28 protein-coding genes and 1 pseudogene are annotated in these 25243 nt (G+C 53.4%); 27 read left to right on the plus strand and 2 right to left on the minus strand.

All coding sequences use genetic code 11. The annotated features are described in order from the left end of the window. Window positions 1-86: 86 nt before the first annotated feature. From V1566_RS12035 to V1566_RS12165, 27 genes are all read left to right on the plus strand, one after another. A complete protein-coding gene (locus V1566_RS12035) occupies window positions 87-353 on the plus strand; it encodes a hypothetical protein (RefSeq protein ID WP_395303432.1) in 267 nt (88 codons plus the stop codon). A gap of 160 nt (window positions 354-513) precedes the next feature. After that, window positions 514-1971: a glycosyltransferase family 2 protein gene (locus V1566_RS12040; protein WP_395303433.1), complete on the plus strand. Its 1458-nt coding sequence runs from the start codon at window positions 514-516 to the stop codon at window positions 1969-1971. Next, on the plus strand, window positions 1953-2543 hold the full coding sequence (locus tag V1566_RS12045) for a hypothetical protein (RefSeq protein WP_395303434.1): 591 nt from the start codon (window positions 1953-1955) through the stop codon (window positions 2541-2543). The genes V1566_RS12040 and V1566_RS12045 overlap by 19 nt, the downstream gene beginning before the upstream one ends. Continuing rightward, entirely contained in the window at window positions 2543-2893 is a 351-nt protein-coding gene (locus V1566_RS12050) for an HNH endonuclease (RefSeq protein WP_395303435.1), read from the plus strand. Before V1566_RS12045 ends, V1566_RS12050 begins: the two co-directional genes overlap by 1 nt. A 157-nt stretch (window positions 2894-3050) precedes the next feature. Continuing rightward, window positions 3051-3548, plus strand: a complete 498-nt coding sequence (locus tag V1566_RS12055) for a phage terminase small subunit P27 family (RefSeq protein WP_045326830.1) — start codon at window positions 3051-3053, stop codon at window positions 3546-3548. Continuing rightward, window positions 3548-5284 (plus strand): terminase large subunit, encoded by a 1737-nt coding sequence (locus V1566_RS12060; RefSeq protein ID WP_042889604.1) that lies wholly within the window; start codon window positions 3548-3550, stop codon window positions 5282-5284. The genes V1566_RS12055 and V1566_RS12060 overlap by 1 nt, the downstream gene beginning before the upstream one ends. Next, the gene (locus V1566_RS12065; RefSeq protein WP_059476491.1) at window positions 5284-6588 is read left to right on the plus strand and encodes a phage portal protein; all 1305 of its coding nucleotides are present in this window, start codon (window positions 5284-5286) and stop codon (window positions 6586-6588) included. The genes V1566_RS12060 and V1566_RS12065 overlap by 1 nt, the downstream gene beginning before the upstream one ends. 13 nt (window positions 6589-6601) lie before the next feature. Then, window positions 6602-7450, plus strand: a complete 849-nt coding sequence (locus V1566_RS12070; protein WP_063217331.1) for a head maturation protease, ClpP-related — start codon at window positions 6602-6604, stop codon at window positions 7448-7450. A 9-nt stretch (window positions 7451-7459) separates the two neighbouring features. Next, window positions 7460-8671, plus strand: a complete 1212-nt coding sequence (locus V1566_RS12075; protein ID WP_395303436.1) for a phage major capsid protein — start codon at window positions 7460-7462, stop codon at window positions 8669-8671. A 39-nt stretch (window positions 8672-8710) separates the two neighbouring features. After that, window positions 8711-8935, plus strand: coding sequence for a hypothetical protein (locus V1566_RS12080; RefSeq protein WP_053528466.1), 225 nt, complete (start codon window positions 8711-8713; stop codon window positions 8933-8935). Next, complete coding sequence (locus V1566_RS12085) at window positions 8935-9261, plus strand: head-tail connector protein (RefSeq protein WP_395303437.1); 327 nt, start codon at window positions 8935-8937, stop codon at window positions 9259-9261. Before V1566_RS12080 ends, V1566_RS12085 begins: the two co-directional genes overlap by 1 nt. Before the next feature lie 9 nt (window positions 9262-9270). Continuing rightward, on the plus strand, window positions 9271-9609 hold the full coding sequence (locus V1566_RS12090; RefSeq protein ID WP_395303438.1) for a phage head closure protein: 339 nt from the start codon (window positions 9271-9273) through the stop codon (window positions 9607-9609). Then, complete coding sequence (locus V1566_RS12095) at window positions 9606-10055, plus strand: HK97-gp10 family putative phage morphogenesis protein (protein ID WP_061382654.1); 450 nt, start codon at window positions 9606-9608, stop codon at window positions 10053-10055. Before V1566_RS12090 ends, V1566_RS12095 begins: the two co-directional genes overlap by 4 nt. Next, window positions 10052-10399 carry a DUF3168 domain-containing protein gene (locus V1566_RS12100; RefSeq protein WP_047389186.1) on the plus strand — a complete coding sequence of 116 codons (348 nt, stop codon included), beginning with the start codon at window positions 10052-10054 and terminating at the stop codon, window positions 10397-10399. Before V1566_RS12095 ends, V1566_RS12100 begins: the two co-directional genes overlap by 4 nt. Window positions 10400-10453: 54 nt before the next feature. Then, window positions 10454-10924, plus strand: coding sequence for a phage tail tube protein (locus tag V1566_RS12105; RefSeq protein WP_000202242.1), 471 nt, complete (start codon window positions 10454-10456; stop codon window positions 10922-10924). Window positions 10925-10979: 55 nt separating this feature from the next. Further along, on the plus strand, window positions 10980-11381 hold the full coding sequence (locus V1566_RS12110; protein ID WP_128111315.1) for a phage tail assembly chaperone: 402 nt from the start codon (window positions 10980-10982) through the stop codon (window positions 11379-11381). A 23-nt stretch (window positions 11382-11404) separates the two neighbouring features. Next, the gene (locus V1566_RS12115) at window positions 11405-11668 is read left to right on the plus strand and encodes a DUF4035 domain-containing protein (protein WP_196367788.1); all 264 of its coding nucleotides are present in this window, start codon (window positions 11405-11407) and stop codon (window positions 11666-11668) included. Window positions 11669-11702: 34 nt separating this feature from the next. Continuing rightward, window positions 11703-14990, plus strand: coding sequence for a phage tail tape measure protein (locus V1566_RS12120; RefSeq protein ID WP_395303439.1), 3288 nt, complete (start codon window positions 11703-11705; stop codon window positions 14988-14990). 2 nt (window positions 14991-14992) lie between these two features. After that, entirely contained in the window at window positions 14993-15331 is a 339-nt protein-coding gene (locus tag V1566_RS12125; RefSeq protein WP_395303440.1) for a phage tail protein, read from the plus strand. Further along, window positions 15328-16083 (plus strand): phage minor tail protein L, encoded by a 756-nt coding sequence (locus tag V1566_RS12130; RefSeq protein WP_103786987.1) that lies wholly within the window; start codon window positions 15328-15330, stop codon window positions 16081-16083. Before V1566_RS12125 ends, V1566_RS12130 begins: the two co-directional genes overlap by 4 nt. A 1-nt stretch (window position 16084) precedes the next feature. After that, window positions 16085-16804, plus strand: a complete 720-nt coding sequence (locus tag V1566_RS12135) for a C40 family peptidase (RefSeq protein WP_395303441.1) — start codon at window positions 16085-16087, stop codon at window positions 16802-16804. Next, complete coding sequence (locus V1566_RS12140) at window positions 16804-17403, plus strand: tail assembly protein (RefSeq protein WP_395303442.1); 600 nt, start codon at window positions 16804-16806, stop codon at window positions 17401-17403. The genes V1566_RS12135 and V1566_RS12140 overlap by 1 nt, the downstream gene beginning before the upstream one ends. A 53-nt stretch (window positions 17404-17456) precedes the next feature. Beyond that, a complete protein-coding gene (locus tag V1566_RS12145; protein WP_395303443.1) occupies window positions 17457-20642 on the plus strand; it encodes a host specificity protein J in 3186 nt (1061 codons plus the stop codon). After that, entirely contained in the window at window positions 20642-20944 is a 303-nt protein-coding gene (locus V1566_RS12150) for a hypothetical protein (protein ID WP_395303444.1), read from the plus strand. Before V1566_RS12145 ends, V1566_RS12150 begins: the two co-directional genes overlap by 1 nt. Then, complete coding sequence (locus V1566_RS12155; protein WP_395303445.1) at window positions 20944-21621, plus strand: hypothetical protein; 678 nt, start codon at window positions 20944-20946, stop codon at window positions 21619-21621. Before V1566_RS12150 ends, V1566_RS12155 begins: the two co-directional genes overlap by 1 nt. A 110-nt stretch (window positions 21622-21731) precedes the next feature. Then, complete coding sequence (locus V1566_RS12160; RefSeq protein WP_395303446.1) at window positions 21732-21968, plus strand: lipoprotein; 237 nt, start codon at window positions 21732-21734, stop codon at window positions 21966-21968. 211 nt (window positions 21969-22179) lie between these two features. Next, window positions 22180-23349, plus strand: a complete 1170-nt coding sequence (locus V1566_RS12165) for a tail fiber domain-containing protein (RefSeq protein ID WP_395303447.1) — start codon at window positions 22180-22182, stop codon at window positions 23347-23349. A 43-nt stretch (window positions 23350-23392) separates the two neighbouring features. On the opposite strand, the pseudogene V1566_RS12170 reads toward V1566_RS12165, so the two are convergent. After that, window positions 23393-23536 (minus strand): annotated as a pseudogene (locus tag V1566_RS12170) (DinI-like family protein); the annotation flags it as partial. A gap of 328 nt (window positions 23537-23864) precedes the next feature. Next, window positions 23865-25235 (minus strand): adenylosuccinate lyase, encoded by a 1371-nt coding sequence (gene purB, locus V1566_RS12175; RefSeq protein ID WP_395303448.1) that lies wholly within the window; start codon window positions 25233-25235, stop codon window positions 23865-23867. Window positions 25236-25243 lie beyond the last annotated feature (8 nt).

Raw genomic sequence — 25243 nt, forward strand, 5'->3', positions numbered from 1 at the left:
CACTGAGTGCCTGTGATAATGGAAGAATCATTTTTGACATAACCCATTTGGTGGGAGGATAGCATTCCACACAAACAGGAGGTTTTATGTTGAAAGGTATTAGTGCTTTAGATAAATGGCTTGCTCGCTCCACATGGCATACAGGGCATCCTATCGATATGGGAATATTTTATAGTGCTGTAAAAGAAATTATTTTCCAAAACCCAAATGTCCTACTGCACGAATCCGAGGTTGCCGCTTACATCAAAAGCTCACAGTCCGGGAAACTCGAAGCGAGTGAGCTTGAGCGCTTGGCAAAAGAGTATTCGCAAAAAGCAGAGTTAATTTCTGATTATGTAATTCTTGCTAAGTAATCCGTTTAAAAATTAAGTAGCCACTGGTATTCGCCGGTGGCTTTTTTTATGCGCATCGCACGCGCACATCAAAGAAAGTCTTTCAGCTGTGAGCCTGGGCAAACCGTTAACTTTCGGCGGCTTTGCCGTGCGACAGGCTCACGTCTAAAAGGAAAATCAAATGCAGGTCACTATTGATGGTGTCCCGTATGCACCCGCCTGCGCAATTTCATCGCGGATTGGCATTGCAATAACGACACACCAACGCCCCGACGTTCTGAAACGAGCTCTCGAACAGCACATGACGCACCTGCCAGCCGGCGCGCTGGTGGTTGTTATCGATGATGGTTCGAAACCTGCCGCTGTAGTTCCCTACGGTGTGCAGCTGCTTCGCCATGAAACATCACTCGGCATTGTTGCTTCGAAGAACGCCAGTTTAACCGCGCTGATGGTCGCCGGGTGTGAGCATCTTTTCCTTTGGGACGATGACGCCTGGCCCATCGCTGATAACTGGCACCTCCCTTACATCGAATCACCTGAGCCGCACCTGGCTTACCAGTTTCTCGATCTGGCTGGCCGCAATAAGCTGAATGACCTTTCGGTGCTTTACCGTGACGATCAGCATGTGGCGTACACCGGGCAGCGCGGCGTGATGCTTTATTACCACCGCAGCGCCATCGAGAAGGTGGGCGGATTCGATCCGGTTTATGGTCGCGGTATGTACGAGCACAGCGACCTCGCCCTGCGTATTCATAATGCTGGCCTCACGACGTGGGCTTACGCTGATGTCGTAGGTTCAGAAAAGCTGATTCATTCTCTCGATGAGCATGAGGCCGTGGAGCGTTCGGTACCGAAGCCAGACCGTCAGGCGCTGGTGGAACGTAATGTGAAGATCCACAACGCACGACGTGATACTGGCTTTACCGGTTACGTTGAATATCGGCGTCAGCGCGACGTGGTTATCACTACGTTACTGACCAGCCAGCCTGACCCTCAGCGCGGCACGAAAATGACGGCCTCACCTGACATGCTGACCAGGTGGGCGGCCTCGCTTCGGAATTGTGGACGTATTGCGCTGGTGGATGAATTACTGACGGCCCCGGCAGATGTTGAGCTGTATCTCGTACCTGACGTGAAGATGAATGTCTACTTTCGGCGCTGGCTGCATATCTGGCAGCACCTGCGCGATCACCCTGAATACCGGTTCATCTGGTGTACCGATGGTACCGATGTCGAAATGCTCCGCGCACCATGGGATGAAATGGAGCCCGGAAAGGTGTATGTCGGTTCTGAACCGAAGACCTACGCCGACACCTGGGCAAAGCAGAATCATCCTGAGCGTATCTATCAGGAATTCATTGAAGCGCACCGCGGCGATGTGATGCTTAATGCTGGCCTGCTGGGTGGCAACCGCGCTGATGTCATGGCGTTTGCTCACGGCATCATCCGTCTTTACTACCGGATCGAGAGTTATCGTTTCTGGAAGAAAGAACAGGCTGGCGCCGCGGTGGGCGACATGCTGGCATTCGGTATTGTCGCACAGTCATTCGCTGACAGGCTGGTCACCGGCCCTATGGTTCATACCGTTTTCAAAACTGATGGTATCGGTAAGGAGGCCGCGTGGTGGAAACACAAGTGAAGTATGTTGTGGTTGGTCACCATTCCCGCTATGCCTCAGCTGCATTGCTGGCTGGCGAACTTGGCGCACACCTGCTTATCGATGAAGGGAATCACGGGGCTAACTGGAATCATCGACGCGCGCTTGAGTGGGCTGCCTGCCAACCCTGCCGGGTGGTGGTGCTGGAAGACGACGCATTGCCGGTACCCGGATTCACCGAAAAGGTAACCGACTGGTTAGCGCGCTGCCCAGATGACCTTCTGAGCTTTTACCTCGGAACTGGTCGGCCTCCTCAGTACCAGATGCAAATAGCCGAACGGCTAATCATTGCTGATAAAGCTCGATATGAATTCATTTCGTTTCCTCGGCTGATTCATGGTGTTTGCTACAGCGTACCGCCTCACCGTATAAACCGTGTGCTATCTCGATGGGACAGTGATAAGCCTGCCGATTTTGCAGTGGGTGATGCCTGGGGCGGTTCAGTGGTCTATCCGTGTTACTCGCTGGTGGACCACGCTGACGGCGAACCGGTTGAACGCCACCCTGACTCAGCGCCTCGAACAGAACGCCGCAGGGCGTGGAGGTTAGCCTAATGCCTGCGTTATTACCGAGGGCATGCCGCAAGCGTGGTTGTCCTGGCACAACCACAGACCGCTCAGGCTATTGTCCCAAGCACCTTAACGAAGGCTGGCAGCAGCATCAGCGAGGGCAGAGCAGGCATCAGCGAGGTTATGGCAGCAAATGGGACAGGCTGCGCCCAATCGTTCTCGACAGAGACAAACACCTTTGTCAGGAATGCCTGCGAAATGGAAGGTACACGCCCGCTGAGACGGTGGACCACATCACCGCCAAAGCAAATGGGGGGACCGATGACCTGTCCAACCTCGAAAGCCTCTGCAAGCCTTGCCACAGGGCGAAGACAGCGGTCGAAAGACTTAAATGATATCAATTCTCATTTGAATCGGCCGAGGGGGAGGGCGGGTTGAAAGTTCAGGAACGACGCGTCAAAGGACCGCCGCCTAACCTCTTTTCACATCGCCGCAGGTTAGAAAACTTTTTTATGGGGTCCCCCATTCGATGATTAATAGGAGTTTTCGATTATGTCTGGACCACCGAAAACCCCGACCCATCTACGTTTGGTGAGGGGTAACCCATCAAAACGCCCGATTAATGAAAACGAACCTAAGCCAGCTGCAGGGGTACCCCCAACGCCGAAGCATTTCGACAAGCAGGGGAAATACTGGTTCAGGCGTATGGCTGAAGAGCTCGATGCGCTTGGCGTCATGTCGCAGCTGGACGCGAGAGCACTTGAGCTTCTGGTTGAGGTTTACACCGAGTACCGGCATCACTGCGATACGCTGGAGAGAGAAGGCTACACCTACGCCGTTTATAGCGACGAAGAGCCAGACGAAGGTAAAGAGCGAGAGATTCGCATGATCAAGGCTCACCCGGCCGCCATTATGAAAGCTGATGCCTGGAAACGTCTGCGCGCCATGCTCGGTGAGTTCGGCATGACGCCAGCCAGCCGCTCTAAAGTGAATGCAAAAGGTCCTGATGCGGTTGATCCGCTGGCCGAGTTTATGAAAGCGAGGGATTAATGGCTAAGGTTGCAGAAGGCATCCGCTATGCCGAGAGGGTGGTGGCGGGGGAAATTATTGCCTGTGAGTATGTGCGCCTTGCCTGCCAGCGTTTTCTTGACGATCTGGCACACGGCGAAGAGCGCGGTATTTTCTTCAGTGAGCCGCGCGCGCAGCACATTCTGAATTTCTATAATTTTGTGCCTCACGTAAAAGGCGCCCTGGCAGGCCAGCCTATTGAGCTGATGGACTGGCATGTTTTCATCCTGATTAATATTTTTGGTTTTGTTATCCCGCTGGTGAACGAAGAGACGGGGGAAACCGTCCTGCGTAACGACGGCAGCGGTCGGCCGGTGATGGTTCGGCGTTTCCGTACAGCAGATGTTGAGGTGGCCCGTAAAAATGCCAAATCAACACTTTGCTCCGGCGTGGGGCTCTATATGGCTGGCGCTGACGGCGAGGGCGGGGCGGAGGTTTATTCCGCTGCAACCACCCGTGACCAGGCGCGAATTGTTTTTGAAGACGCGAAAAATATGGTCAAGAAGGCGAAAGCCACTCTTGGGCGGATCTTCGAATTCAACAAGCTCGCTATCTACCAGGAGCAAACGGCCTCCAAATTCGAGCCTTTATCTTCAGATGCGAACAACCTCGACGGCCTGAACATCCACTGTGCCATCGTCGACGAGCTGCATGCTCATAAAACCCGTGACGTCTGGGACGTTCTGGAGACGGCCACAGGCGCGCGCCTGCAATCGCTGCTTTTCGGTATCACCACCGCCGGCTTCAACAAAGAAGGTATCTGTTACGAACTACGCGATTACGCAATCAAGGTCCTGCGCGGCCTGGTTAAAGACGATACGTTTTTTGCCATCATCTATACCTTAGATGAAGGTGACGATCCCTTTGATGAAAAAGTCTGGCAGAAGGCGAATCCGGGGCTGGGTATCTGTAAGCGCTGGGATGACCTGCGCCGCCTGGCTAAAAAGGCGAAAGAGCAGGTTTCGGCCAGGATTAACTTTTTCACCAAACACATGAATATCTGGGTTACTGCTGAGTCTGCCTGGATGGACATGATGAAATGGGAAAAATGCGAGTTTATCGCCCCGCAGCACGAACTTAAAACCTATCCCTCCTGGGTGGGCGTTGACCTTTCAAACAAAATTGATATCTGTGCAGCCGCTAAAGTCTGGCGCGCGCCAGGTGGCCACGTTCATGCGGATTTTAAATTCTGGCTGCCGGAAGGACGCCTTGAGAAATGTTCACGCCAGATGGCAGAGCTCTATCGTAAGTGGGCCGAGATGGACAAGCTGATCCTTACCGACGGGGATGTAATCGACCATGCTCAGATTAAGGAAGAGCTGCAGGTGTGGGTTGCTGGCGAGAGTCTGAAAGAAATTGGCTTCGACCCGTGGAGTGCGACGCAGTTCAGCCTTGCGCTGGCAGAAGAAGGGCTGCCGCTGGTGGAAGTGCCGCAGACGGTTCGCAATTTCTCTGAGGCGATGAAAGAGGTCGAAGCACTGGTATACGGCGGCCGCTTCCATCACAGCGATCACCCGGTAATGAACTGGATGATGTCCAACGTAACCGTCAAACCTGACCGGAACGAGAACATTTTCCCGAACAAGTCCACACCAGAGGCCAAGATTGATGGCCCGGCGGCATTGTTCACAGCAATGAGCCGCGTTCTGGTTAACGGTGGCAACGACCAGCAGGATCTCTCCGGATTCTTCAATAATCCCATCATGGTAGGTTTCTGATGAAAAAAAACAAACAGCCAGGCAGGGTGAAAAGCGCTCTGCTTAACTGGCTTGGTGTGCCTATCAGCCTGACTACCGGCACGTTCTGGGAGGAATGGTTTGGCACCAGCAGCAGCGGAAAGGTGGTCACGGCCGATAAAGCCATCCAGCTATCGGCTGTGTGGGCATGCGTAAGGCTGTTAAGCGAGTCTATTTCAACCCTTCCGCTGAAAATATACGTTCGACAGCCTGACGGTTCGCGCAAAGCGGCAACCGATCATCCGGCCTATTCGATACTGTGCCGCCGCCCCAATTCAGAAATGACACCATCACGCTTTATGCTGATGGTGGTTGCCAGTATTTGCCTGCGCGGGAACGCCTTCATTGAGAAGAAATTCATCGCAAACCGCCTGGTTTCGCTGGTGCCTTTACTGCCGCAGAACATGGTGGTTAAACGTCTCACTACCGGGGCGCTGGAATACAAATACACTGAAAACGGAAACGAGCGCGTCATTCCGGTCAAAAACATCATGCACATTCGCGGGTTCGGTCTGGACGGTGTTTGCGGCATGATGCCGATGAAGACTGGCCGGGATGTGATCGGTTCAGCAATGGCCGTTGAAGAGTCCGCGGCGAAGATATTCGAACAGGGCCTGCAGAGTTCAGGATTCCTCTCTTCTGATAAAGCTCTGGATGATACTCAACGTGAAAAACTTCGCGGTTACATGGCGGCGTTTACCGGTTCGAAAAACGCCGGAAAAATCATGGTTCTTGAGGGTGGTTTGACGTACCAGGGCGTGACCATGAACCCGGAAGATGCTCAGATGCTCGAAAGCCGCGCATTTAGCATTGAGGAGATCTGCCGCTGGTTTCGCGTGCCGCCTTTCATGGTTGGTCACACCACGAAACAAAGCAGCTGGGCATCCAGCCTGGAAGGTATGAACCTGCAGTTTCTGACTCATACACTTCGACCGCTGCTGGTGAATATTGAGCAGGAAATTGGCCGGTGTTTACTCGACAGCGATGACGAAGTGTTTGCGGAATTCTCTGTTGAAGGTCTGCTGCGAGCCGATAGTGCCGGTCGCGCGGCATACTATACCAGCGCGCTTCAGAATGGCTGGATGTCCCGTAATGACGTTCGTCGTCTTGAGAACATGCCGCCGATTGAAGGGGGCGACATTTACACTGTGCAGCTCAACCTGACGCAACTGAAAAATCTCGAAAGCAGCAACCCTGCTGTTCAGGCTCTTGCCCTGCGAGAGCTGCATAACCACGTATTCCCCGATATTTCCTTTGAACAATCTCCGCTGAAACAGGCCGCTTAGGAGCACTTTCCTGATGAGCAAAAAACAACTTCCGGTAGCACCGGCGGGTCGCCCCTGCGCGCGCGTTACCTGTGAAACATTACCGTCCGCACTGGACCGCTGGGACGGCGGGATCAAAGCGGCGGCCACCGACGATAACAGCATTTCTGTTTTTGATGTTATCGGGCAGGACTACTGGGGCGAAGGGGTAACAGCTAAACGTATTGCTGGTGCGCTTCGGGCTATGAACGGCGCCGACGTCACGGTGAATATTAACTCACCGGGCGGCGACATGTTCGAAGGTCTGGCTATTTATAACCTGCTCCGCGAATACGAAGGCCGTGTAACGGTGAAGGTGCTGGGCATTGCCGCCAGCGCCGCCTCGATAATTGCGATGGCCGGGGATGATATTCAGATTGGCCGCGGTGCCTTCCTGATGATCCACAACTGCTGGGTATATGCGATGGGAAACCGCCATGATTTTGCAGAACTGGCACAGTCACTGGAACCCTTCGATACCGCTATGGCTGACATCTACGCGGCGCGATCCGGCCTTGATATGGCCGCTGTGCAGAAGCTGATGGACGCGGAAAGCTATATCGGTGGCAGTGATGCAGTAGCGAAGGGACTGGCAGACAGCCTGCTTTCTGCTGATGCGGTCAGCGACGGCGACGAATCGCCTGCAGCCGCGCTTCGCAAACTTGATGCATTGCTGGCCAAGACCAACACACCGCGCTCTGAGCGCAGAAAACTCATTAAAGCCTTATCCGGTGGCATGCCTGGCGCTGTCACCACCAACGACGGTACGCCGGGCGCTGCCGAAGACATCAAACCTGAAACCATCAATTCACTTGAAAGCGCCCTGGCGGCGTTAGTCAAATAAGGACCCTTTATGTCTGAAGTAAACGATATTCTGAAAAAAGTCACGGCCAGCATCGAAGAGGCAACTGGCAAGTTCAACGCGAAAGCAGAAGACGCACTCAAAGAGGCGCAGAAATCCGGCAAGCTGTCAGAAGAAACAAAGGCAGCCGTTGATAAAATGGCTTCTGAGTTCAACGCCCTGCGCGAAGCAGAAAAAACGCTGAAGTCTGCGATGGGGGAACTGGAGCAACATGTTGCTCAGATGCCGCTGGCTAACGCGAAGCATGTTGTGGAATCAATCGGCCAGCAGGTGATCTCTGCTGAAGCGCTGAAAACTTTTGCTGCAGGTGTTGAAGGTGGCAAACGTATCAGCATCCCTGTGAAGGCTGCCCTGACTTCGGTGGATGTGCCTGATGGTGTTGTGGAGCCACAGCGCCTGCCGGGTATTGATACGGCACCGAAACAGCGCCTGTTTATCCGCGATCTGATTGCTCCAGGTCGTACTTCCTCCTCTGCTATCTTCTGGGTGCAGCAGACGGGCTTTACCAATAACGCGAAAGTGGTTCCTGAAAACACGCAGAAACCATACAGCGAAATTGAGTTTACGCCGAAAATCACTGGCGTCAGCACCATTGCCCACCTGTTCAAAGCCTCTAAGCAGATCCTGGATGACTTCGCACAGCTGCAGTCCACCGTTGATGCCGAAATGCGCTACGGGCTGAAGTACGCAGAAGAGCAGGAAATTCTCTTCGGTGATGGTACCGGCGTGCATCTGCATGGCATCGTTCCTCAGGCGTCAGCGTTTGATCCAGCGTTCACTGTTGAACAGCAGAGCGGTATTGACGATCTGCGTCTGGCAATGCTGCAGGTGCAGCTGGCGCGCTTCCCGGCTTCCGGTCATGTCCTTCATTTCATTGACTGGGCGCGGATCGAGCTGACAAAAGACAGCCTGGGCCGCTACATCCTGGCTAACCCTGCGGCGCTGACTGGACCGACTCTGTGGGGCCTGCCGGTTGTTGCCACCGAAGCAGCGGCATTCCAGGGTAAATTCCTGACCGGTGCTTTCAACGCAGGCGCGCAAATCTTCGACCGCGAAGATGCGAACGTGGTGATCTCCACAGAGAACGCCGACGACTTCGAGAAAAACATGCTCACCATCCGTTGCGAGGAACGTCTGGCGCTGGCCGTCAAACGCCCTGAGGCATTTGTATACGGTGCATTCCGCACTGGCGCTGGTAGCTGATGAAATAGCGGCCTTCGGGCCGCTTTTACAGGTGGGAAAATGAAACTGATTGCACTTAAACCGATTTATTTCGGCGGTACCGTCGTTACTGAGGGGCTTCCGCTGGAAACTCTGGAACAGCACGGTCGCGAGCTCATCAAAAAAGGCTATGCGATGCTCGATGAATCAGAAAATCCTGCAGAGCAGGAACAGCAGCAGGAACAGCAGCAGGAACAGCAGCAGGAACAGCCGGAAGTAAAAGCGGACAAGAAGGCGAAAAAATAATGGTCGACCTTGATGTGGTGAAACAGCACTGCCGCATTGATGCCGATTTTTCCGGAGACGATGCCCTGCTGACTTTATACACCGGTGCGGCGGCGCGTTACGTCCAGACATGGACAAGGCGAACGCTCTATGAAAACCAGAGCTCCCCTGGCTACGCAGATGACCCGGACCCGATTCTACTAAATGATGATGTTAAAGCGGCCATGTTATTGCTGATAGGTCACTGGTATGCCAACAGAGAATCAGTTTCCGTCGGTCAGACTGTTGCAGAGGTCCCGCTTGCAGTTGAAGCCTTGCTGCAGCCATACCGAATTTACGGGGTATAGGAGGACTTTATGCAGGCCGGAAGACTGAGAGACAGGGTGGTGGTTCAGAACCTCACAACATCCAGAGATTCTTCTGGCCAGCCTGTTGAAGCATGGCATGACGGCGCAGAAACCTGGGCAGAAGTAAAGGGCATTAGTGGCCGCGAGCTGGTAGCCGCTGGTGCTGAAACCGCAGTCGCCACTATCAGGGTATGGACACGATTTCGTAGCGATATAACTGCTGCGTCCAGACTCAGGGTTATGACTGGCGCGTTCAAGGGGGCCATTTTGAATATCATTGGTCCGCCAATCCCTGACTCTTGCGGTGTTCAGCTCGAAATTCTTTGCAAACAGGGTACCGAAAAATGATTGAGACGAGCCTCGATTTTTCCGGGCTGAATGACATCGCAAAGGATCTGGAGGCGCTTAGCCGCGCTGAAAACAACAAGGTTCTGCGTGATGCCACGCGCGCTGGCGCCGAAGTGCTTAAGGAAGAAGTGATCGCCCGCGCACCGGTGCGTACCGGGAAACTGAAAAAAAACGTGGTGGTGGTGACCCAAAAAAGCCGCCGCCGCGGGGAAATATCTTCCGGTATTCACATCCGTGGCCGCAACATGCGAACCGGTAATAGCGACAACACCATGAAAGCCAGCGACCCGCGTAATGCGTTTTACTGGCGTTTCGTTGAAATGGGTACCGTTAACATGCCGCCGCACCCTTTCATTCGTCCCGCGTTCGATGTACGCCAGGAGCAGGCGACGGAGGTCGCAATCAGGCGCATGAACCAGGCCATTGACGAGGCGTTAAGCAAATGACGGAAGACGATCTTTATCCTCTGCTGGCGCCGCTGGCCGGAGGGCAGGTTTATCCCTACGTTGCGCCTCTCGGCAGTGACGGAAAGCCTTCAGTCTCTCCGCCATGGGTAATTTTCTCGATTATTACCGACGTGGCCGCAGACGTTCTTTGCGGTCAGGCTGAATCTGCCGTTTCTGTGCAGGTTGATGTCTATTCCAGCACCATCGCTGAAGCGCGCACGATCAGGAATATGGCGCTTGATGCTCTGCAGGTGCTGAAGCCGGAAAGCATTGTGAAAACGCCGGGCTATGAGCCTGATCTGCGCTATCACCGGGCAACGCTCGAATTTCAGGTAACCGTTTAACTTTACCCACCATAACAGACCGCTCCGGCGGTCTTTTTTTTAACTGGAGAAACCATGACCAGTAAGTATGAAGTCACAAAGGGGATGACCTTTGCCGTCTCCGACGCACCCGTAACCGCCGAGGATTTTAACGCCTCAGGTTTCCCGGGTGCTGGTGTTACCTGGCTGGAAGCAGCCTGTGCAACAAAGGAGATCACCTTCACCGGCGGGCAGAAAGGGGATATCGACGTAACCACGCTGTGCTCAACTGAACAGGAGCAAACCAACGGCCTCGCAGCGCCTGCTGAAATGAGCATTACCCGTAACTGGGTTGGCGATGAAGCAGCACAGGAGGCACTGCAGACCGCTTACGAAAATGACGAACTGCGCGCGCTGCGCGTGGTATTCCCGTCTGGCAACGGTTTCTACGTGCTGGTTGAGGTGCGCCAGAGCTCATGGTCTGCTGCAACCTCTTCCGTTGTTGGCGCTACCTATTCTCTGCGTGTACGCGGCAAACCTAAACGCATCTACGCGTCTGGTTCCTGAGCGGCTTCGGCCGCTTTTTTTTATCCCTCCGATCATGTAACAAGAGAAAAATGAAATGCTGCAAAAAACATCACAGAATTCATTACGCAACGTGGCGCTTACAGCATCGAAAGCCTATCGCACCAAAGAAGGTATCACGGTCCCTGAATGGGATGGCGCAAAGGTAACGCTGCGTGAACCCTCTGGCGATGCCTGGGTGAAATTCCGGGAGATCGTTAATCCCCAGCTCGCCGAGGGCGAAGAGGCACCGACGCTGACGGAGGCGGAAAAGTTTCTGCGTAACAAAGAGGCTGATGTGGTTCTGTTTATTGACGTTCTGCTGGATGAAAACGGCGAACGAGTATTCAGCGATGAGGATCAGGAGCAGGTATCTAAAATTTATGGTCCTGTGCACTCCCGCCTGCTGGCTCAGGCCCTCAACCTCGGAATGAGCCAGGAAGAAGCGGGAAAGCCGTAAAGCAGCCGCTGACCTTCTTCCTGATGTCGCTGGCGCTCCGGTTGGGGCGTACTCTCCACGAACTGCGTCAGACCATGACCGCCAGCGAGCTCAAAATGTGGATCGAGTTCGACCGCATCAGTCCGATTGGTGACTGGCGCGCCGATGCACAGGCGGCGCAGATCTCCGTTGCAATGCTGAACTCTCAGGGAGGTAAATTTACTATCCCTGACGTGATGCTGAAATGGGGTGAGCAGGAAGAGATAGCAGAAGTCTCAGAGCTCGAAAAATGGATGTCTGGTCTTTGACGCCCGCGGCTGCGGGCTTTTTTATGGGTGAAATATGGCAACGCTGCGCGAGTTAATCATCAAAATTTCTGCGAACTCGTCTTCTTTCCAGTCTGAGATCGCCAGAGCGTCCCGTATGGGGACGGATTACTACCGCACTATGGAACAGGGCGGGAAAAAAGCTGCAGCGGCCACGCGTGAAACTCAGCGGTCTTTGGCTGACCTGAATTCTCAGCTTGCAACCGTGCGATCCTCTGCTGCCGGGCTTGCCGGTGCGTGGGCTGGTGCATTTGCCACGCATCAGCTGATTCAGTTTGCCGACACGTGGAACCAGTTGAATGGGCGTCTTCGCCTTGCGTCCTCTTCCAGTGAGGATTACGTGCAATCCCAGCGCGAGCTGATGGAGATTAGCCAGCGCACCGGAACATCACTCGAGGCAAACAGCAACCTGTACAGCAGAATTGCGCAGTCCCTGCGAGATTCCGGTTACGCTTCTGCTGACGTCGCAAAAGTTACGGAAACCGTAGCAACCTCACTGAAGCTGTCTGGTGCCAGTACCGAAGAGGCGAGTTCTGTTATCACCCAGCTTAGCCAGGCACTTGGCTCAGGCGTTTTGCGAGGTGAAGAATTTAACTCCATCATGGAGAACGGTGGCCGCCTGGCGAAACTGCTGGCTGATGGGCTGGGTACCACTGTTGGTGGCCTGCGAAATATGGCCAACAACGGCGAGCTGACGACCAACAAGATCGTCCCGCTGCTGACCAATGTCGAGATCCTGCGTAAAGAATTCGACACTCTTCCTGCATCCATCAGCGGATCTGCACAGAAAGTGCAAAACGCCTTTCTCGCATGGGTTGGCGGGGCGAATGATGCTGTCGGCGCATCATCCACGCTTTCTGGCGTGCTGGATGGTCTGGCGAATAACATCGATGATGTGGCAAATACAGCCGGTCTTCTGGTTGGTGTTGGCCTCGCTCGTTATTTTGGCAACATGGTCGGCAGCGTTGCTCAGTCAACCCGGGCAGTGCTCGCTAATACGGCCGCCGAGGTCGCGCTGGCGCAGGCTCAGGTTCGCGGCGCTCAGGTTAGCGTTGCTGCTGGTCGCCAGGCTGTTTACCGCGCTCAACAGGCGCGCGCAGCGGCGACGAGTATTGAGGCTCAGATTGTCGCTGAGCGTAATCTTGCTGCAGCTCAGGCATCATTGAATACGGCGCTGGCTGGCAGGACCTCTGCAGCTAACAATCTCACCAATACAGCCTCAGTAATGTCCCGGCTGGGTAGCGGGGTTCTGGGTATTCTCGGTGGCTGGCCTGGAGTGATCATCGGTGCCGGCGCTGCGATGTATGGCCTTTATCAGCATACCCAGCAGGTGCATCGTGAGGCAGTCGGCTTTGCCAACAATCTTGACGAGATCAACACCAAGCTCCAGCAGATGTCGGTGCTTGGCCTGCGTTCGACCGCGGCTGATGCCCGTACATCTTTACAGGCGCAAAAACAGGACCTGGCCGACCTCGACTCTCAGATCGCGAAGGTGAAAGACAGCCTTAAGGCGGTTGACCAAATCCAGCAGGACTACAACCGCCATCCGACGCTGACCCTGATCAACACCTTCATGGACCAGGCCGACATCACGGCCAAAAACATCGAGCTGACCGATAAGCTGAACCAGCTGGAGTACCAGCGCGAACAGGCAGCTTCAAAAGTCGAGCAAACTCAGAAGCTGGTTAACCAGGCCAGTGATCTGGCCACGCAAAAGGCTATCGAACAGGCTGGCGCTGTCTCAATCCTGAAAGGTGCGTATGACCTGCTTAACCGCTCAATGTCTGCGACCGCTGGCGCCAAGCCGCCACAATATGCCGGGCCCGTCGTTTCACTGGCTAACGCAACACCGCAACAGCAAACCGCACTGGAGCGCTCGCGCCGCGATAATGAGCTGGCCAGCTTAAGCGGATTAGAGAAACTCCATCAGCAGCACGTGTATGAAGCAGAAGACCTGAAGCTGACGGGAGCACTTTACACCAAGTACATCTACAACAAGGATCAGGCAGCCAAAAAGGATGCAGCGGCTGCGGAGGCAAAAAAAACCTCTACCGCCGCCTCGAAAGCTCAGAGTAAAGCCGAGCGCGAAGCGGCCAGCACTGCCGAACAGTACTCCCGGAAAATGGCCGATCTGAGCGTGGCTATCGACGTGCAACGCGTCAGGGCCACGGAAGGCGAAAAAGCCTCTGAGCTTTACGCTGCATCGCACCAGGCAGGCACTAAATGGACCGACGAGCAGCGCAGGGCGATCCAGGCATCTTCAGCAGAGCTGGCAAAATGGACGCAAAAAGCCGACGAGAACGTGCGCAAGCAGCGCGAACAAGCTGACGCCCTGAAGGATTTAACTGAAGCGGCCCGAAAGTTCAGGGATGAGGCGACGCTGACAACTGAAACCGCAGGCATGAGTGATCGCCAGCGCAGCCGGTTCGACGAGACCCAACAGATTGACCGTGTTTTCACAAAAGCTGGTGGCGACAAAAGCACCCAGGCTGTGATAGCTCGGAGGGATGCCCTCGATGCCCTGGAAAATAAATACAAGGCTATAGCAGCAGCTGAAGCGGACTGGATGTCCGGAGTATCGCGGGGCTATGCCAGCTGGTTTGATGAAGTCAGTAACGTTTCCGGCACAGTTTCTGACGGGGTGAAAACCACACTCGACAGCGCGTTTGGTAACGTCACCTCAATGCTCGAAGGCAATAAGGTTAGCTGGAAATCGTGGGGTATTTCTGTCCTGCAGATTATCGAAAAAGTGGCTCTGCAGATGGCGGTTGTTAGCGCGATGGGTGGGGCCTCTTCCGGTTCTGGCATCTTTGGCTCACTCATCGGCAGTGTAGGCAGCTTCTTCGGGGGCGGGGCGGGAGCAGCAGCCAGCACCGGTACTGCGGTTTCCAGTTACGGTTCGAGCTTCCAGTTTAACGCCAAAGGCGGCGTTTATGACTCTCCATCTCTGAGCGCTTTCAGTAATGGGATCGTCAGAAACCCCACCATGTTCGCTTTCGCAAAAGGCGGGGCCGGAATCATGGGCGAGGCTGGGCCGGAGGCGATCATGCCGCTTACCCGCGCGCCGGATGGTTCTCTCGGTGTTCGTGCAGTCGGAGCTGGTGGCGGTCAGTCGGTATCTTCGGCGCCACAGGTTTATATCACCATTGATGGTAATGGCAACACATCAACACAGACCTCACCTGGGCTTGAACAATTCGGTGCAGACGTTGGCCGATTTGTTGATCAGCGATACAAGCAGAACGTCATGCGAGATATCAGCCCAGGTGGTGACATCTGGAACGCAATGAAAGGAACCAGATAAAAATGGCTATCGAAACTTTCACCTGGTGCCCGCGGATTAACGCTGAGGCAGATACTAACTTCCGCGTCAGGAAAGCACAGTTTGGCGATGGATATGAGCAGGTGTCAGGGGATGGATTGAACACGAGAACCCAGCAGTGGACGCTCAACTTCACAGGAAACGAAACCTACATTTCTGCCATTAAATCTTTTCTCGACAGGCATGAAGGAATGAAAGCCTTTCAATGGAAGCCACCGCTGGAACCTTTGGGTTTGTATCGTTGCGAAACGTATAAACCCACCGGGCTCGGCGCTGGGAAATTCAACCTTGAAGCAACATTCATACAGGCATTCCGACCATGAGTCTTAACGCTGATTTTCAGAAACTCGAACCTGGTGATGTGGTCAGGCTTTTCGAAGTAGATGGCACGGCATTTGGCACCGGTGAAGTCATGCGCTTTCACAGCTACAGTCTCGCGCATACTGAGGCTGAAATCCTCGCTGCTGGCGGTGATGAAAATAAACTGCCTGCAAAATCTATTTGGTGGCAGGGTAATGAGTATAAACCCTGGCCATGCCAGATAGAGGGGATCGAGGCGTCTACCAGTGGAAGCAGTGCGCAGCCAAAATTATCGGTGGCTAACCTTGACAGCTCTATTACAGCGCTTTGTCTGGCCTATGACGATTTGCTTCAGGCGAAAGTGACTATTCATGACACGCTGGGCAAATATCTTGACGCGAATAACTTTGCCGACGGAAATCCCACAGCAGATCCGACTCAGGAAAAGCTGAAGGTTTTCTACATCGATGCAAAGAGCAGTGAAACCAACGAAGTTGTTGAGTTCACGCTATCCAGCCCGATGGACCTGCAGGGGCAAATGATCCCGACGCGGCAGCTTCATTCTCTGTGCACCTGGTGCATCCGGAACAAGTATCGCACCGGCGACGGCTGCGACTATGCCGGAACCCGATATTTCGACAAAAACAACAATCCGGTAAGCGATCCGTCGCTGGATGAATGCAACGGCACGCTAACGGCTTGCAAACTCCGATTCGGTGAAAATAACGAACTCTCCTTTGGTGGCTTCCCGGGCACGTCTTTGATCAGGAGTTGATATGCGTCAGAAAACCATCGATGCGATTATGGCGCATGCTGCAGCTGAATATCCTCGCGAGTGTTGCGGCGTGGTGGCGCAGAAAAGCCGCGTTGAGCGGTATTTTCCTTGCCGGAATCTTGCCGCGGCGCCGGAGGACAATTTTGTCCTTTGCCCGGAAGATTACGCAGCTGCTGAGGACTGGGGAACGGTGATCGCCATCGTTCACAGTCACCCTGACGCCACAACGCAACCGAGCGAACTGGATAAAGCGCAATGCGACGCAACGCTTTTACCCTGGCACATTGTGAGCTGGCCTGAGGGGGATTTACGCACCATTCAGCCGCGTGGGGAATTGCCGCTGCTGGAGCGTCCGTTTGTGCTTGGCCACTTCGACTGCTGGGGGCTGGTAATGAGCTATTTCCGGCAAACACATGGGATTGAGTTGCACGACTACCGGGTTGATTATCCCTGGTGGGAAAACGACTATCCGGATAACTTCTATCAGGACTGTTGGTATGAGTGCGGATTCCGTGAATTCGACGGGCCACCGAAACCCGGAGATATGGTGATCATGCAGGTCCAGGCTGATAAGTGGAATCACGCGGGAATTCTGCTGGAGGGTAATATGCTGCTGCAACACCTGTACGGGCATCTTAGCCAACGCGTGCCGTATGGTGGCTACTGGCAAGAACGGACAATGAAAATCGTTCGTTATAAAGATTTAAGGGGAGATGGATAATGCAAGAAGTTATGAGTCGTATTGAGCTGGGTGGCGTGCTCGGTAAAACCTTCGGCAAAGTTCACCACCGCCTAATCTCCCGTGTGAGTGAGGCGGGTGTTGCGCTCGCAAAAACCATCCCTGGATTTGAGCAGTTTATGATTTCCAGCCAACGCCGAGGACTCATTTTTTCCGTTTTCGAAGGGAAAAGAAACATTGGCGAGGATGATCTTGGCTTTCCAGTTACCGGTGACGTTATTCGCATTATTCCGGTAATCATTGGCAGTAAAAAAGCGGGAGTACTGCAAACAATTCTTGGCGCAGTGCTGGTCGTTGTCGGGGTCGCTATCGGCTATTTTTCAGCGGGAACATTATCTGCGGCCGGGTATGGTGTCGCACAATTTGGTGCGGCGATGATGGTCGGCGGTGTTGTGCAAATGCTTTCCCCTCAGCCAACCGGATTGGCCAGCAAACAAAGCGCAGATAACCGCGCATCATACGCATTCGGTGGAGTAACAAACACCGCTGCTCAGGGCTACCCGGTACCGCTTCTTTATGGTCGCCGGCGAATCGGCGGAGCGATTATCTCAGCCGGAATTTATGTCGAAGAGCAGCAGTAGATAACTAACCTTTTTTCTGGCCACCTTCGGGTGGCTTTTTTTATGGGCGCAATATGGCTACAGAAAAAGTTTTAAAGGGCCGCAAGGGCGGCAGCTCAAGTTCCCGAACCCCTACCGAACAGCCTGATGATCTGCAATCTGTAGCGAAGGCAAAAATCCTTGTTGCGCTTGGGGAAGGGGAGTTTGCAGGGCAGCTAACCGGAAAAGATATCTACCTGGACGGAACGGCCCTGGAAAATGCTGACGGCTCCCAAAACTTCAGCGGCGTGACGTGGGAGTTTCGCGCGGGAACGCAGGCGCAAAAATATATTCAGGGTATTCCCGGTACCGAAAACGAAATCAGCGTGGGAACTGAGGTATCAAGCGCTACAGCATGGACGCGCACCTTTACCAATACGCAGCTTTCAGCAGTTCGCCTGCGTCTGAAATGGACCTCGCTTTTCAAACAGGAGGACGACGGCGATCTGGTGGGTTACTCGGTCAATTATGCGATTGACCTGCAGACGGACGGCGGCGCGTGGCAGACGGTACTCAATACCAGCGTGACCGGAAAAACGACGTCTGGTTATGAGCGCAGCCATCGTATTGATTTACCGCAGGCTGGCAGCACCTGGACAATCCGCCTGCGTAAGATTACCTCTGACGCCAACAGCGCGAAGATCGGCGACACGATGACGCTGCAGAGCTTCACCGAGGTGATTGACGCCAAACTGCGCTACCCGAACACCGCGCTGCTTTACATCGAATTCGACTCAAGCCAGTTCAACGGCTCTATTCCTCAAATTTCATGCGAACCGCGCGGCCGCGTTATCCGCGTTCCAGATACCTACGACCCTGAAACCCGCACTTATAGCGGTACATGGACCGGTGCGTTTAAGTGGGCATGGACGGATAACCCTGCGTGGATTTTTTACGATCTGGTTGTTTCTGACCGGTTCGGCCTTGGTCACCGTTTGACCGCTGCGAATATTGATAAATGGACGCTTTATCAGGTTGCCCAGTATTGTGATCAGATGGTACCAGATGGCAAAGGGGGCAACGGTACCGAACCACGTTATACCTGCAACGTGTACATTCAGGACCGGAACGACGCCTACACAGTCCTGCGTGATTTTGCTGCTATCTTCCGTGGTATGACCTACTGGGGCGGGGATCAGATTGTTGCCCTGGCTGACATGCCGCGCGATGTTGATTACAGCTACACGCGCGCTAACGTTGTTGGCGGTCGCTTCACCTATTCGAGCAGCACCAAGAAAAGCCGCTACACCACAGCGCTGGTATCATGGTCTGATCCCGGTAATGCTTACGCCGACGCGATGGAGCCGGTATTTGAGCAGGCGCTGGTGGCGCGGTACGGTTTCAATCAACTGGAAATGACAGCCATCGGCTGTACCAGGCAGTCTGAAGCAAACCGAAAGGGGCGCTGGGGGATTCTCACCAACAACAAGGATCGTGTTGTTTCGTTTGATGTCGGGCTGGACGGCAACATTCCTCAGCCGGGCTACATCATCGCGGTGGCAGACGAGCTGCTTTCCGGAAAGGTTATGGGCGGCCGCATCAGCGCCGTTAACGGTCGCGTTATCAAACTTGACCGCGTGGCAGATGCGACAGCAGGTGATCGCCTTATTCTCAACCTACCTTCCGGAGCGTCGCAGAGCAGGACCATTCAGGCCGTGAACGGTGAATCAGTCACAGTCACCACGGCATACAGTGAGACGCCACAGGTTGAAGCTGTTTGGGTGGTTGAATCTGACGAGCTTTACGCTCAGCAGTATCGCGTTGTCAGCGTAAGCGATAATGATAATGGCACCTTCTCGATCACCGCCGCATGGCACGATCCGGATAAATATGCCCGTATCGATACTGGCGCAATTATCGACCAGCGGCCAATAAGTGTAATACCTCCTGGTAATCAGTCCCCGCCAGCTAACATCGTGATCAGCTCGTTTTCTGTTGTTCAGCAGAATATCAGCGTCGAGACCATGCGCGTCAGCTGGGACCAGGCGCAGAATGCTATCGCCTATGAGGGGCAGTGGCGCCGTAACGACGGAAACTGGGTGAACATGCCTCGCAGTTCCACCACGTCATTTGACGTCCCGGGGATTTATGCCGGGCGCTACCTGGTGCGCGTGCGCGCAATTAATGCCGCTGAAATTTCCTCAGGATGGGGATATTCAGAAGAGAAGACACTGACCGGTAAAGTAGGTAATCCGCCTAAGCCAGTAGGATTCATGGCCACGGGCATTAACTGGGGGATTCGTCTTAACTGGGGTTTCCCGGCAAACACCGGCGATACACTAAAAACGGAAATTCAGTACACTGCCAACAGTGACTTTTCTGATCCCCTATTGCTATCTGACGTACCTTATCCTTCCGCTGAATATACCCAGCTCGGGCTTAAAGCAGGGCAGGAATTCTGGTACCGCGCGCAGCTGGTTGACAGAACGGGTAATGAGTCCGGTTATACCGACTGGATCAGAGGGATGTCTAACGATAACGCCGATGATTATCTGGGTGACATCGCTGACGATTTCCTTACCTCTGCAGATGGGGAGCGTCTCACTGGTGACATCGATACCAACATTGAGGGAATTCTTCAGAACGCCCTGGCGAACCACGGAACAGTTGAGCACCAGTGGGCACAGTACGGGGAAGTGCGTGCCGATATCCTGGTTGTCAAAACGACCATTGCTGACGTTAGCCAGGCAATGGCGGAAATGTCCACGCAGGTACAGGCTCAGATAGAGGACGTCACTGCAGCACTGGAGGATAAGCTTACCGCCGTCGTTGATGCTTCCGGCGCTTCGGCGATCTATACCCTCAAAGCAGGCGTGAGGATAAACGGCATCATGTATAACGCCGGGATGTCGATTGCCGTTCTGGCGCAGGCAGGGCAGCCGATTGTTACCCGAGTAGGTTTCAACGCTAACCAGTTCGTACTGATGAGCGGCAGTGGTGATACCCAGTATTCGCCGTTCGCTGTGGTTAATGGACAGGTCTTTATCAGCTCAGCGTTTATTCAGGACGGCACGATCACCAATGCCAAAATCGGCAATTTCATCCAGTCCAACAATTACGTCCCGGGGCAGTCCGGGTGGAAACTGGACAAAGGCGGTACCTGGGAAAACTTCGGCAGCGACGGGGATGGCGCAAGAAAGACCACGAATGTAACGGACAGCATCAGGGATGCGAACGGCGTCCTCCGCGTACAGATTGGCAAACTTACAGGAGTATTTTAATGACGTGGGGCATTCAGACATGGGATGCCAATGGCAATCCAAACAATTACGGTATTAAGCCAGTTTCTGTTGTCGGCCGTATTCAACTTTCTGAGGGGCAAAACTCAGGAAGCTGGTCGTTTACCATTCCGGCAGGAATGAAGGTCGGGTTTGTCGTTTCTCTGGATAAGGGGGCGATCTCGGTAGGGCGTAGTATCGTCGCTAGTGGAAATACGATAACCCTTGGCGCGGCAAGCAGCGCAGGGATTGGAAACTATCCAGCCTCTGAATGTGAGCTAGTAGTTTTTGTGGAGAAAGCATAATGTCAGATTATGGCGCACTGATAGCTCTGGATAATGGAAATCCCTTTATTACGCCACAGTCCACACCATTTTGCCTCTACAGGAAGGTAGTTGTTAACTCAGTAGCAAGCGGGGCATATCATGGAGCATCTGAAACAGTCGCTCTGGATATTTCTTATCCGGCAATGGTTTTTTGCAAAACGAGTGATACCGCTCAGCCCACTGTAGTTACTGCCGCCAGATCAGGGGGAAATATTCTTGTTGGGTCAAGCAATGCGTATGGACAGGCACATACCTTAACGGCTTACATATTTGCCATTTTTCCTCAGACATTGCCAAAATGGGGATTTGCTATCTGGGATGCTTCCGGAAAGCTGGTCCTGACAAACGAGAGTCGGATATTGAGTGATCTCGTGACTGTTGGAACACCAGGAGCTGCAACAGGTGGAATTAATATTGACGTCACTTTGCCTGGGAGTTATGCGGTGGCACCCGCTATTCTTGGTTCCCAGATCATTCAGAACAATAACACTAAACCACCCACTATTGTGAATATCACAGCCTACTCAGGATGTCGGTTTAATGGTTCATCAACCCGGGTTAATGCCGCGCCTTCGACAACGGCTACCGGTTCTGCTGCGGGTGGGACTACGACTGGAATAGCTTTGACGGCAATCAACACGGCTGCATTCGATTAGTTGATCGTTATTCCCGATTGATTAATGAATATAAATATATTTTATTGACTATGACTGGCATCACCATACTGTTATTGTTTATAAACTTATATTCATAAGGATTTTCATAAATGAAAAAGACAATTATTGCAGCAGGGCTTTTGTTACTACTTTCTGGATGTTCTGGGGTACTAGAAAAACAGTCTCCGGTGTGTACTGGTACAGCTTTGATAGGTGGTCAGGAAACAGAAGTTCAGATTTACAGCGTTCGTAAGCAAAACAATCAAACGATGTATCGAGCTGGCTATCCTTTTAATTGGCAGTGGGTCGGGAAAAACAATTTTACATCAACCACGTGTGGAACCTAAATTTGTTATTAAAAATGCTATAAGGTAGCATTATGTCGCTGTTGTGAATCCACCTATGCGGATGGGCGTACAGCTGAGCTATCTCTGATGAGATCGTAAACGAGATCGCGGACTCTTTGGCTGGAGAGTTCACTGGGAGGCACCCAGCACAACAGCAACCAATTACAAACCCTGCTTCGGCAGGGTTTTTTATTGCCCGAAAGGAGCGCATATGTCTGCAGGAACTATCACCCTGACAAACGGGTCCGCTATCATTGGCGGTTCCGGAACCTCATTCGCAACCGAACTCGCCGCAGGTGACTTTATTGTCTCTACTGTGGGCGGCGTTGATTATACGCTGCCAGTAAAATCGGTTGAGAGTAATGTGCAACTTACGCTGGTCAGCAACTTTACTGGGCCAACGCAATCCGGCGCGGCCTGGTCAGCGGTCCCCCGCGTGGCGCTGAACATGGTCACTGCCGCGCTGGTGGCGCAAAGTGCTGAAGCGCTTCGTGGACTGAATTACGACAAACAGAACTGGCAGCAGGTTTACAGCGCCGCCGGAAACATCACAGTGAAGCTGCCTGACGGGACCACCTTCACCGGCCCATCATGGAAATATCTGTCTGACAATATGGCAACCAAGAGCGGCGGGGCCGTACCTGTTAATCAGGGCGGTACCGGTTCGATAACCGCTTCAGGTGCCCGCACAAACCTCGAATTAGGAAACAGCGCCACTAAGAACGTAGGGACAACCGCGGGAACAGTAGCCGCCGGTAATGATACTCGTCTTGATACTCTGGATGGAAAGAGCGGTGGGGCTGTAGTAGGACATACCTACTTTAAAATCATTCAGAATACATTACCAGCGCTGGGTGGGACCGTAGCATCAACAACTCAGACGACAGGTGGTTCAATACCCGCTCAACTGCAAATGTTTTGTCAAATTGCTTCAGGTGGCCAGAGATATGGGTTTTTACGTCTTTATCAGGATTCATCTTATAAAGACTGGTACATGGATTACAGTAGCGGAAATGCTTACGCTCCCGCATCGTGGGTTAATAACTGTGATGGTCGGATTAAAGATAAGATTACCCCGATCGAAGACCCACTTGAGAAAATGAAAAAGATACGTGGGTGTACCTGGGTGCGCAAAGATGACCAGATGAAAGGTTCTTTTGGTATGGGATTTGTGGCTCAGGAAGTGCAGGAGGTATTCCCTGAAGCTGTGTCACATTCCCGGGAAGGTTCTTTGACAGTAGATGGTCAGGTGATAGAGCAACCATTGGCACTATCACCCGGTGATGTGGCTGCCGCTCTGCACCATGAAGCTATTCTGGTGTTAATGGATAAAGTTGAAGAGCTGACAGCGACGGTTGAAAGATTACAGGCGGGTAGTTGAGAACAGCGCAGCCTCAGCAGAACAAAAGAGAGGCTGCTTCGATTTATTCACTAACGAGCCACATATCGGATTCTTCAAACATTTCCTCCAGCATGCGGTTCAGCTTTTCCCGATCGTTTTTGCTGGCATCACTATTCAAGCCGTTCGCCTGCATCGGCTTCACCCTCACTTCCGCATCAGGGAAAATCTAGCACACCCGCTTCGGCGGGTTTTTACCGACAAAAAAACAGGAAAGAACGACAGTGAAGGGACGATAAAAGAGTCGATTTTGGGGGCAAATTTGGGGGCAAAACTGAACTGGGGGCATGATTTGGGGCGATAAAATGACCATTATTGTCCGATAATGTCCGCATTGCAATTTCAGTAAGCGACTGAATGATAAGTAACTTATTGTTTTGGTGCTGGTTGTGATTTTCGCTGTGCAGTCTAACGCTGATTATGTTGTTGTGGGGATAAACATTGAGTAAACCGGGGAAAAGCATCCCCCTTTTCGGGTGAAAAGGGGGGGAAGGGCGTTACTTCAGCTCGTCGACCATGGTGATGGCGCGGCCAATGTAGTTCGCCGGGGTCATCGCCTTCAGGCGCGTTTTCTCTTCTTCCGGCAGCGCCAGACCGTCGATAAACTGCTTCATGCCTTCAGCGTCAACGCGTTTGCCGCGGGTCAGCTCTTTCAGCTTCTCGTACGGTTTTTCGATGCCGTAACGGCGCATCACGGTCTGAATTGGCTCCGCCAGCACTTCCCAGTTGTGATCCAGCTCGTCCAGCAGACGGTCACGGTTCACTTCCAGTTTGCTCACGCCTTTCAGGGTGGACTGATACGCGATCAGCGCGTAGCCAATGCCCACGCCCAGGTTACGCAGTACGGTGGAGTCGGTCAGGTCTCGCTGCCAGCGGGATACCGGCAGTTTGCTCGCCATATGCTGCAGCACGGCGTTCGCCAGGCCCAGGTTGCCTTCGGAGTTTTCGAAGTCGATTGGGTTTACTTTGTGCGGCATGGTGGAAGAGCCGATTTCCCCGGCGATGGTTTTCTGCTTGAAGTGGTTCAGGGCGATGTAGCCCCACACGTCACGATCGAAGTCGATCAGGATGGTGTTGAAGCGGGCGATGCAGTCAAACAGTTCGGCGATATAGTCGTGCGGCTCAATCTGCGTGGTGTACGGGTTCCACTGAATGCCCAGAGAGGTCACGAACTCTTCGCTGAACTGGTGCCAGTCCACTTCCGGGTAAGCGGCGATGTGGGCGTTATAGTTACCGACCGCGCCGTTGATTTTGCCGAGGATCTCAACCTGCTCCAGCTGACGGTACTGGCGCTCCATACGGTACGCGACGTTCGCCATCTCTTTACCCATCGTGGATGGAGTGGCTGGCTGGCCGTGGGTACGGGAGAGCAGCGGAAGGTCGCGGTATTCCACGGACAGCGCTTTTACCGCGTCGATGATTTTACGCCAGTAAGGCAGCACCACCTCTTTGCGCGCGGTGGAGAGCATCAGCGCATGAGAGAGGTTGTTGATGTCTTCAGAGGTACAGGCGAAGTGAATGAACTCAGACACGGCATGCAGCGCAGGGACGCTTTCCACTTTCTCTTTCAGGAAGTACTCAACCGCTTTCACGTCGTGGTTGGTGGTGCGTTCAATGATTTTAATGCGCGCGGCGTCTTGTTCGCTGAACTCGGCAACGATTTTATCAAGGTAATCGTTTGCCTCTTCGTCAAAAGCAGGAACTTCCTTGATTGCTGCCTGGGCGGCCAGCTTTTGCAGCCAGCGTACTTCAACCTGAACACGGAACTTCAGCAAACCATATTCGCTGAAGATCCCGCGCAGCGCGCTGACTTTATCGCCGTAGCGTCCATCGACAGGGGATACGGCGGTCAGTGAGGATAATTCCATAATTCGCA

This window comes from Enterobacter sp. ECC-019 (genome assembly GCF_043974075.1).
In the GTDB taxonomy this organism is placed as follows: domain Bacteria; phylum Pseudomonadota; class Gammaproteobacteria; order Enterobacterales; family Enterobacteriaceae; genus Enterobacter; species Enterobacter asburiae_D.

What these genes read in the sequence shown, in the direction of transcription:
- V1566_RS12035 (WP_395303432.1), top strand. Translation starts at nt 87, where the DNA reads ATGTTGAAAGGTATTAGTGCTTTAGATAAATGGCTTGCTCGCTCCACA.
- V1566_RS12040 (WP_395303433.1), top strand. Translation starts at nt 514, where the DNA reads ATGCAGGTCACTATTGATGGTGTCCCGTATGCACCCGCCTGCGCAATT.
- V1566_RS12050 (WP_395303435.1), top strand. Translation starts at nt 2,543, where the DNA reads ATGCCTGCGTTATTACCGAGGGCATGCCGCAAGCGTGGTTGTCCTGGC.
- V1566_RS12055 (WP_045326830.1), top strand. Translation starts at nt 3,051, where the DNA reads ATGTCTGGACCACCGAAAACCCCGACCCATCTACGTTTGGTGAGGGGT.
- V1566_RS12060 (WP_042889604.1), top strand. Translation starts at nt 3,548, where the DNA reads ATGGCTAAGGTTGCAGAAGGCATCCGCTATGCCGAGAGGGTGGTGGCG.
- V1566_RS12065 (WP_059476491.1), top strand. Translation starts at nt 5,284, where the DNA reads ATGAAAAAAAACAAACAGCCAGGCAGGGTGAAAAGCGCTCTGCTTAAC.
- V1566_RS12070 (WP_063217331.1), top strand. Translation starts at nt 6,602, where the DNA reads ATGAGCAAAAAACAACTTCCGGTAGCACCGGCGGGTCGCCCCTGCGCG.
- V1566_RS12075 (WP_395303436.1), top strand. Translation starts at nt 7,460, where the DNA reads ATGTCTGAAGTAAACGATATTCTGAAAAAAGTCACGGCCAGCATCGAA.
- V1566_RS12080 (WP_053528466.1), top strand. Translation starts at nt 8,711, where the DNA reads ATGAAACTGATTGCACTTAAACCGATTTATTTCGGCGGTACCGTCGTT.
- V1566_RS12085 (WP_395303437.1), top strand. Translation starts at nt 8,935, where the DNA reads ATGGTCGACCTTGATGTGGTGAAACAGCACTGCCGCATTGATGCCGAT.
- V1566_RS12090 (WP_395303438.1), top strand. Translation starts at nt 9,271, where the DNA reads ATGCAGGCCGGAAGACTGAGAGACAGGGTGGTGGTTCAGAACCTCACA.
- V1566_RS12095 (WP_061382654.1), top strand. Translation starts at nt 9,606, where the DNA reads ATGATTGAGACGAGCCTCGATTTTTCCGGGCTGAATGACATCGCAAAG.
- V1566_RS12100 (WP_047389186.1), top strand. Translation starts at nt 10,052, where the DNA reads ATGACGGAAGACGATCTTTATCCTCTGCTGGCGCCGCTGGCCGGAGGG.
- V1566_RS12105 (WP_000202242.1), top strand. Translation starts at nt 10,454, where the DNA reads ATGACCAGTAAGTATGAAGTCACAAAGGGGATGACCTTTGCCGTCTCC.
- V1566_RS12110 (WP_128111315.1), top strand. Translation starts at nt 10,980, where the DNA reads ATGCTGCAAAAAACATCACAGAATTCATTACGCAACGTGGCGCTTACA.
- V1566_RS12115 (WP_196367788.1), top strand. Translation starts at nt 11,405, where the DNA reads ATGTCGCTGGCGCTCCGGTTGGGGCGTACTCTCCACGAACTGCGTCAG.
- V1566_RS12120 (WP_395303439.1), top strand. Translation starts at nt 11,703, where the DNA reads ATGGCAACGCTGCGCGAGTTAATCATCAAAATTTCTGCGAACTCGTCT.
- V1566_RS12125 (WP_395303440.1), top strand. Translation starts at nt 14,993, where the DNA reads ATGGCTATCGAAACTTTCACCTGGTGCCCGCGGATTAACGCTGAGGCA.
- V1566_RS12130 (WP_103786987.1), top strand. Translation starts at nt 15,328, where the DNA reads ATGAGTCTTAACGCTGATTTTCAGAAACTCGAACCTGGTGATGTGGTC.
- V1566_RS12135 (WP_395303441.1), top strand. Translation starts at nt 16,085, where the DNA reads ATGCGTCAGAAAACCATCGATGCGATTATGGCGCATGCTGCAGCTGAA.
- V1566_RS12140 (WP_395303442.1), top strand. Translation starts at nt 16,804, where the DNA reads ATGCAAGAAGTTATGAGTCGTATTGAGCTGGGTGGCGTGCTCGGTAAA.
- V1566_RS12145 (WP_395303443.1), top strand. Translation starts at nt 17,457, where the DNA reads ATGGCTACAGAAAAAGTTTTAAAGGGCCGCAAGGGCGGCAGCTCAAGT.
- V1566_RS12150 (WP_395303444.1), top strand. Translation starts at nt 20,642, where the DNA reads ATGACGTGGGGCATTCAGACATGGGATGCCAATGGCAATCCAAACAAT.
- V1566_RS12155 (WP_395303445.1), top strand. Translation starts at nt 20,944, where the DNA reads ATGTCAGATTATGGCGCACTGATAGCTCTGGATAATGGAAATCCCTTT.
- V1566_RS12160 (WP_395303446.1), top strand. Translation starts at nt 21,732, where the DNA reads ATGAAAAAGACAATTATTGCAGCAGGGCTTTTGTTACTACTTTCTGGA.
- V1566_RS12165 (WP_395303447.1), top strand. Translation starts at nt 22,180, where the DNA reads ATGTCTGCAGGAACTATCACCCTGACAAACGGGTCCGCTATCATTGGC.
- purB (WP_395303448.1), bottom strand. Translation starts at nt 25,235, where the DNA reads ATGGAATTATCCTCACTGACCGCCGTATCCCCTGTCGATGGACGCTAC.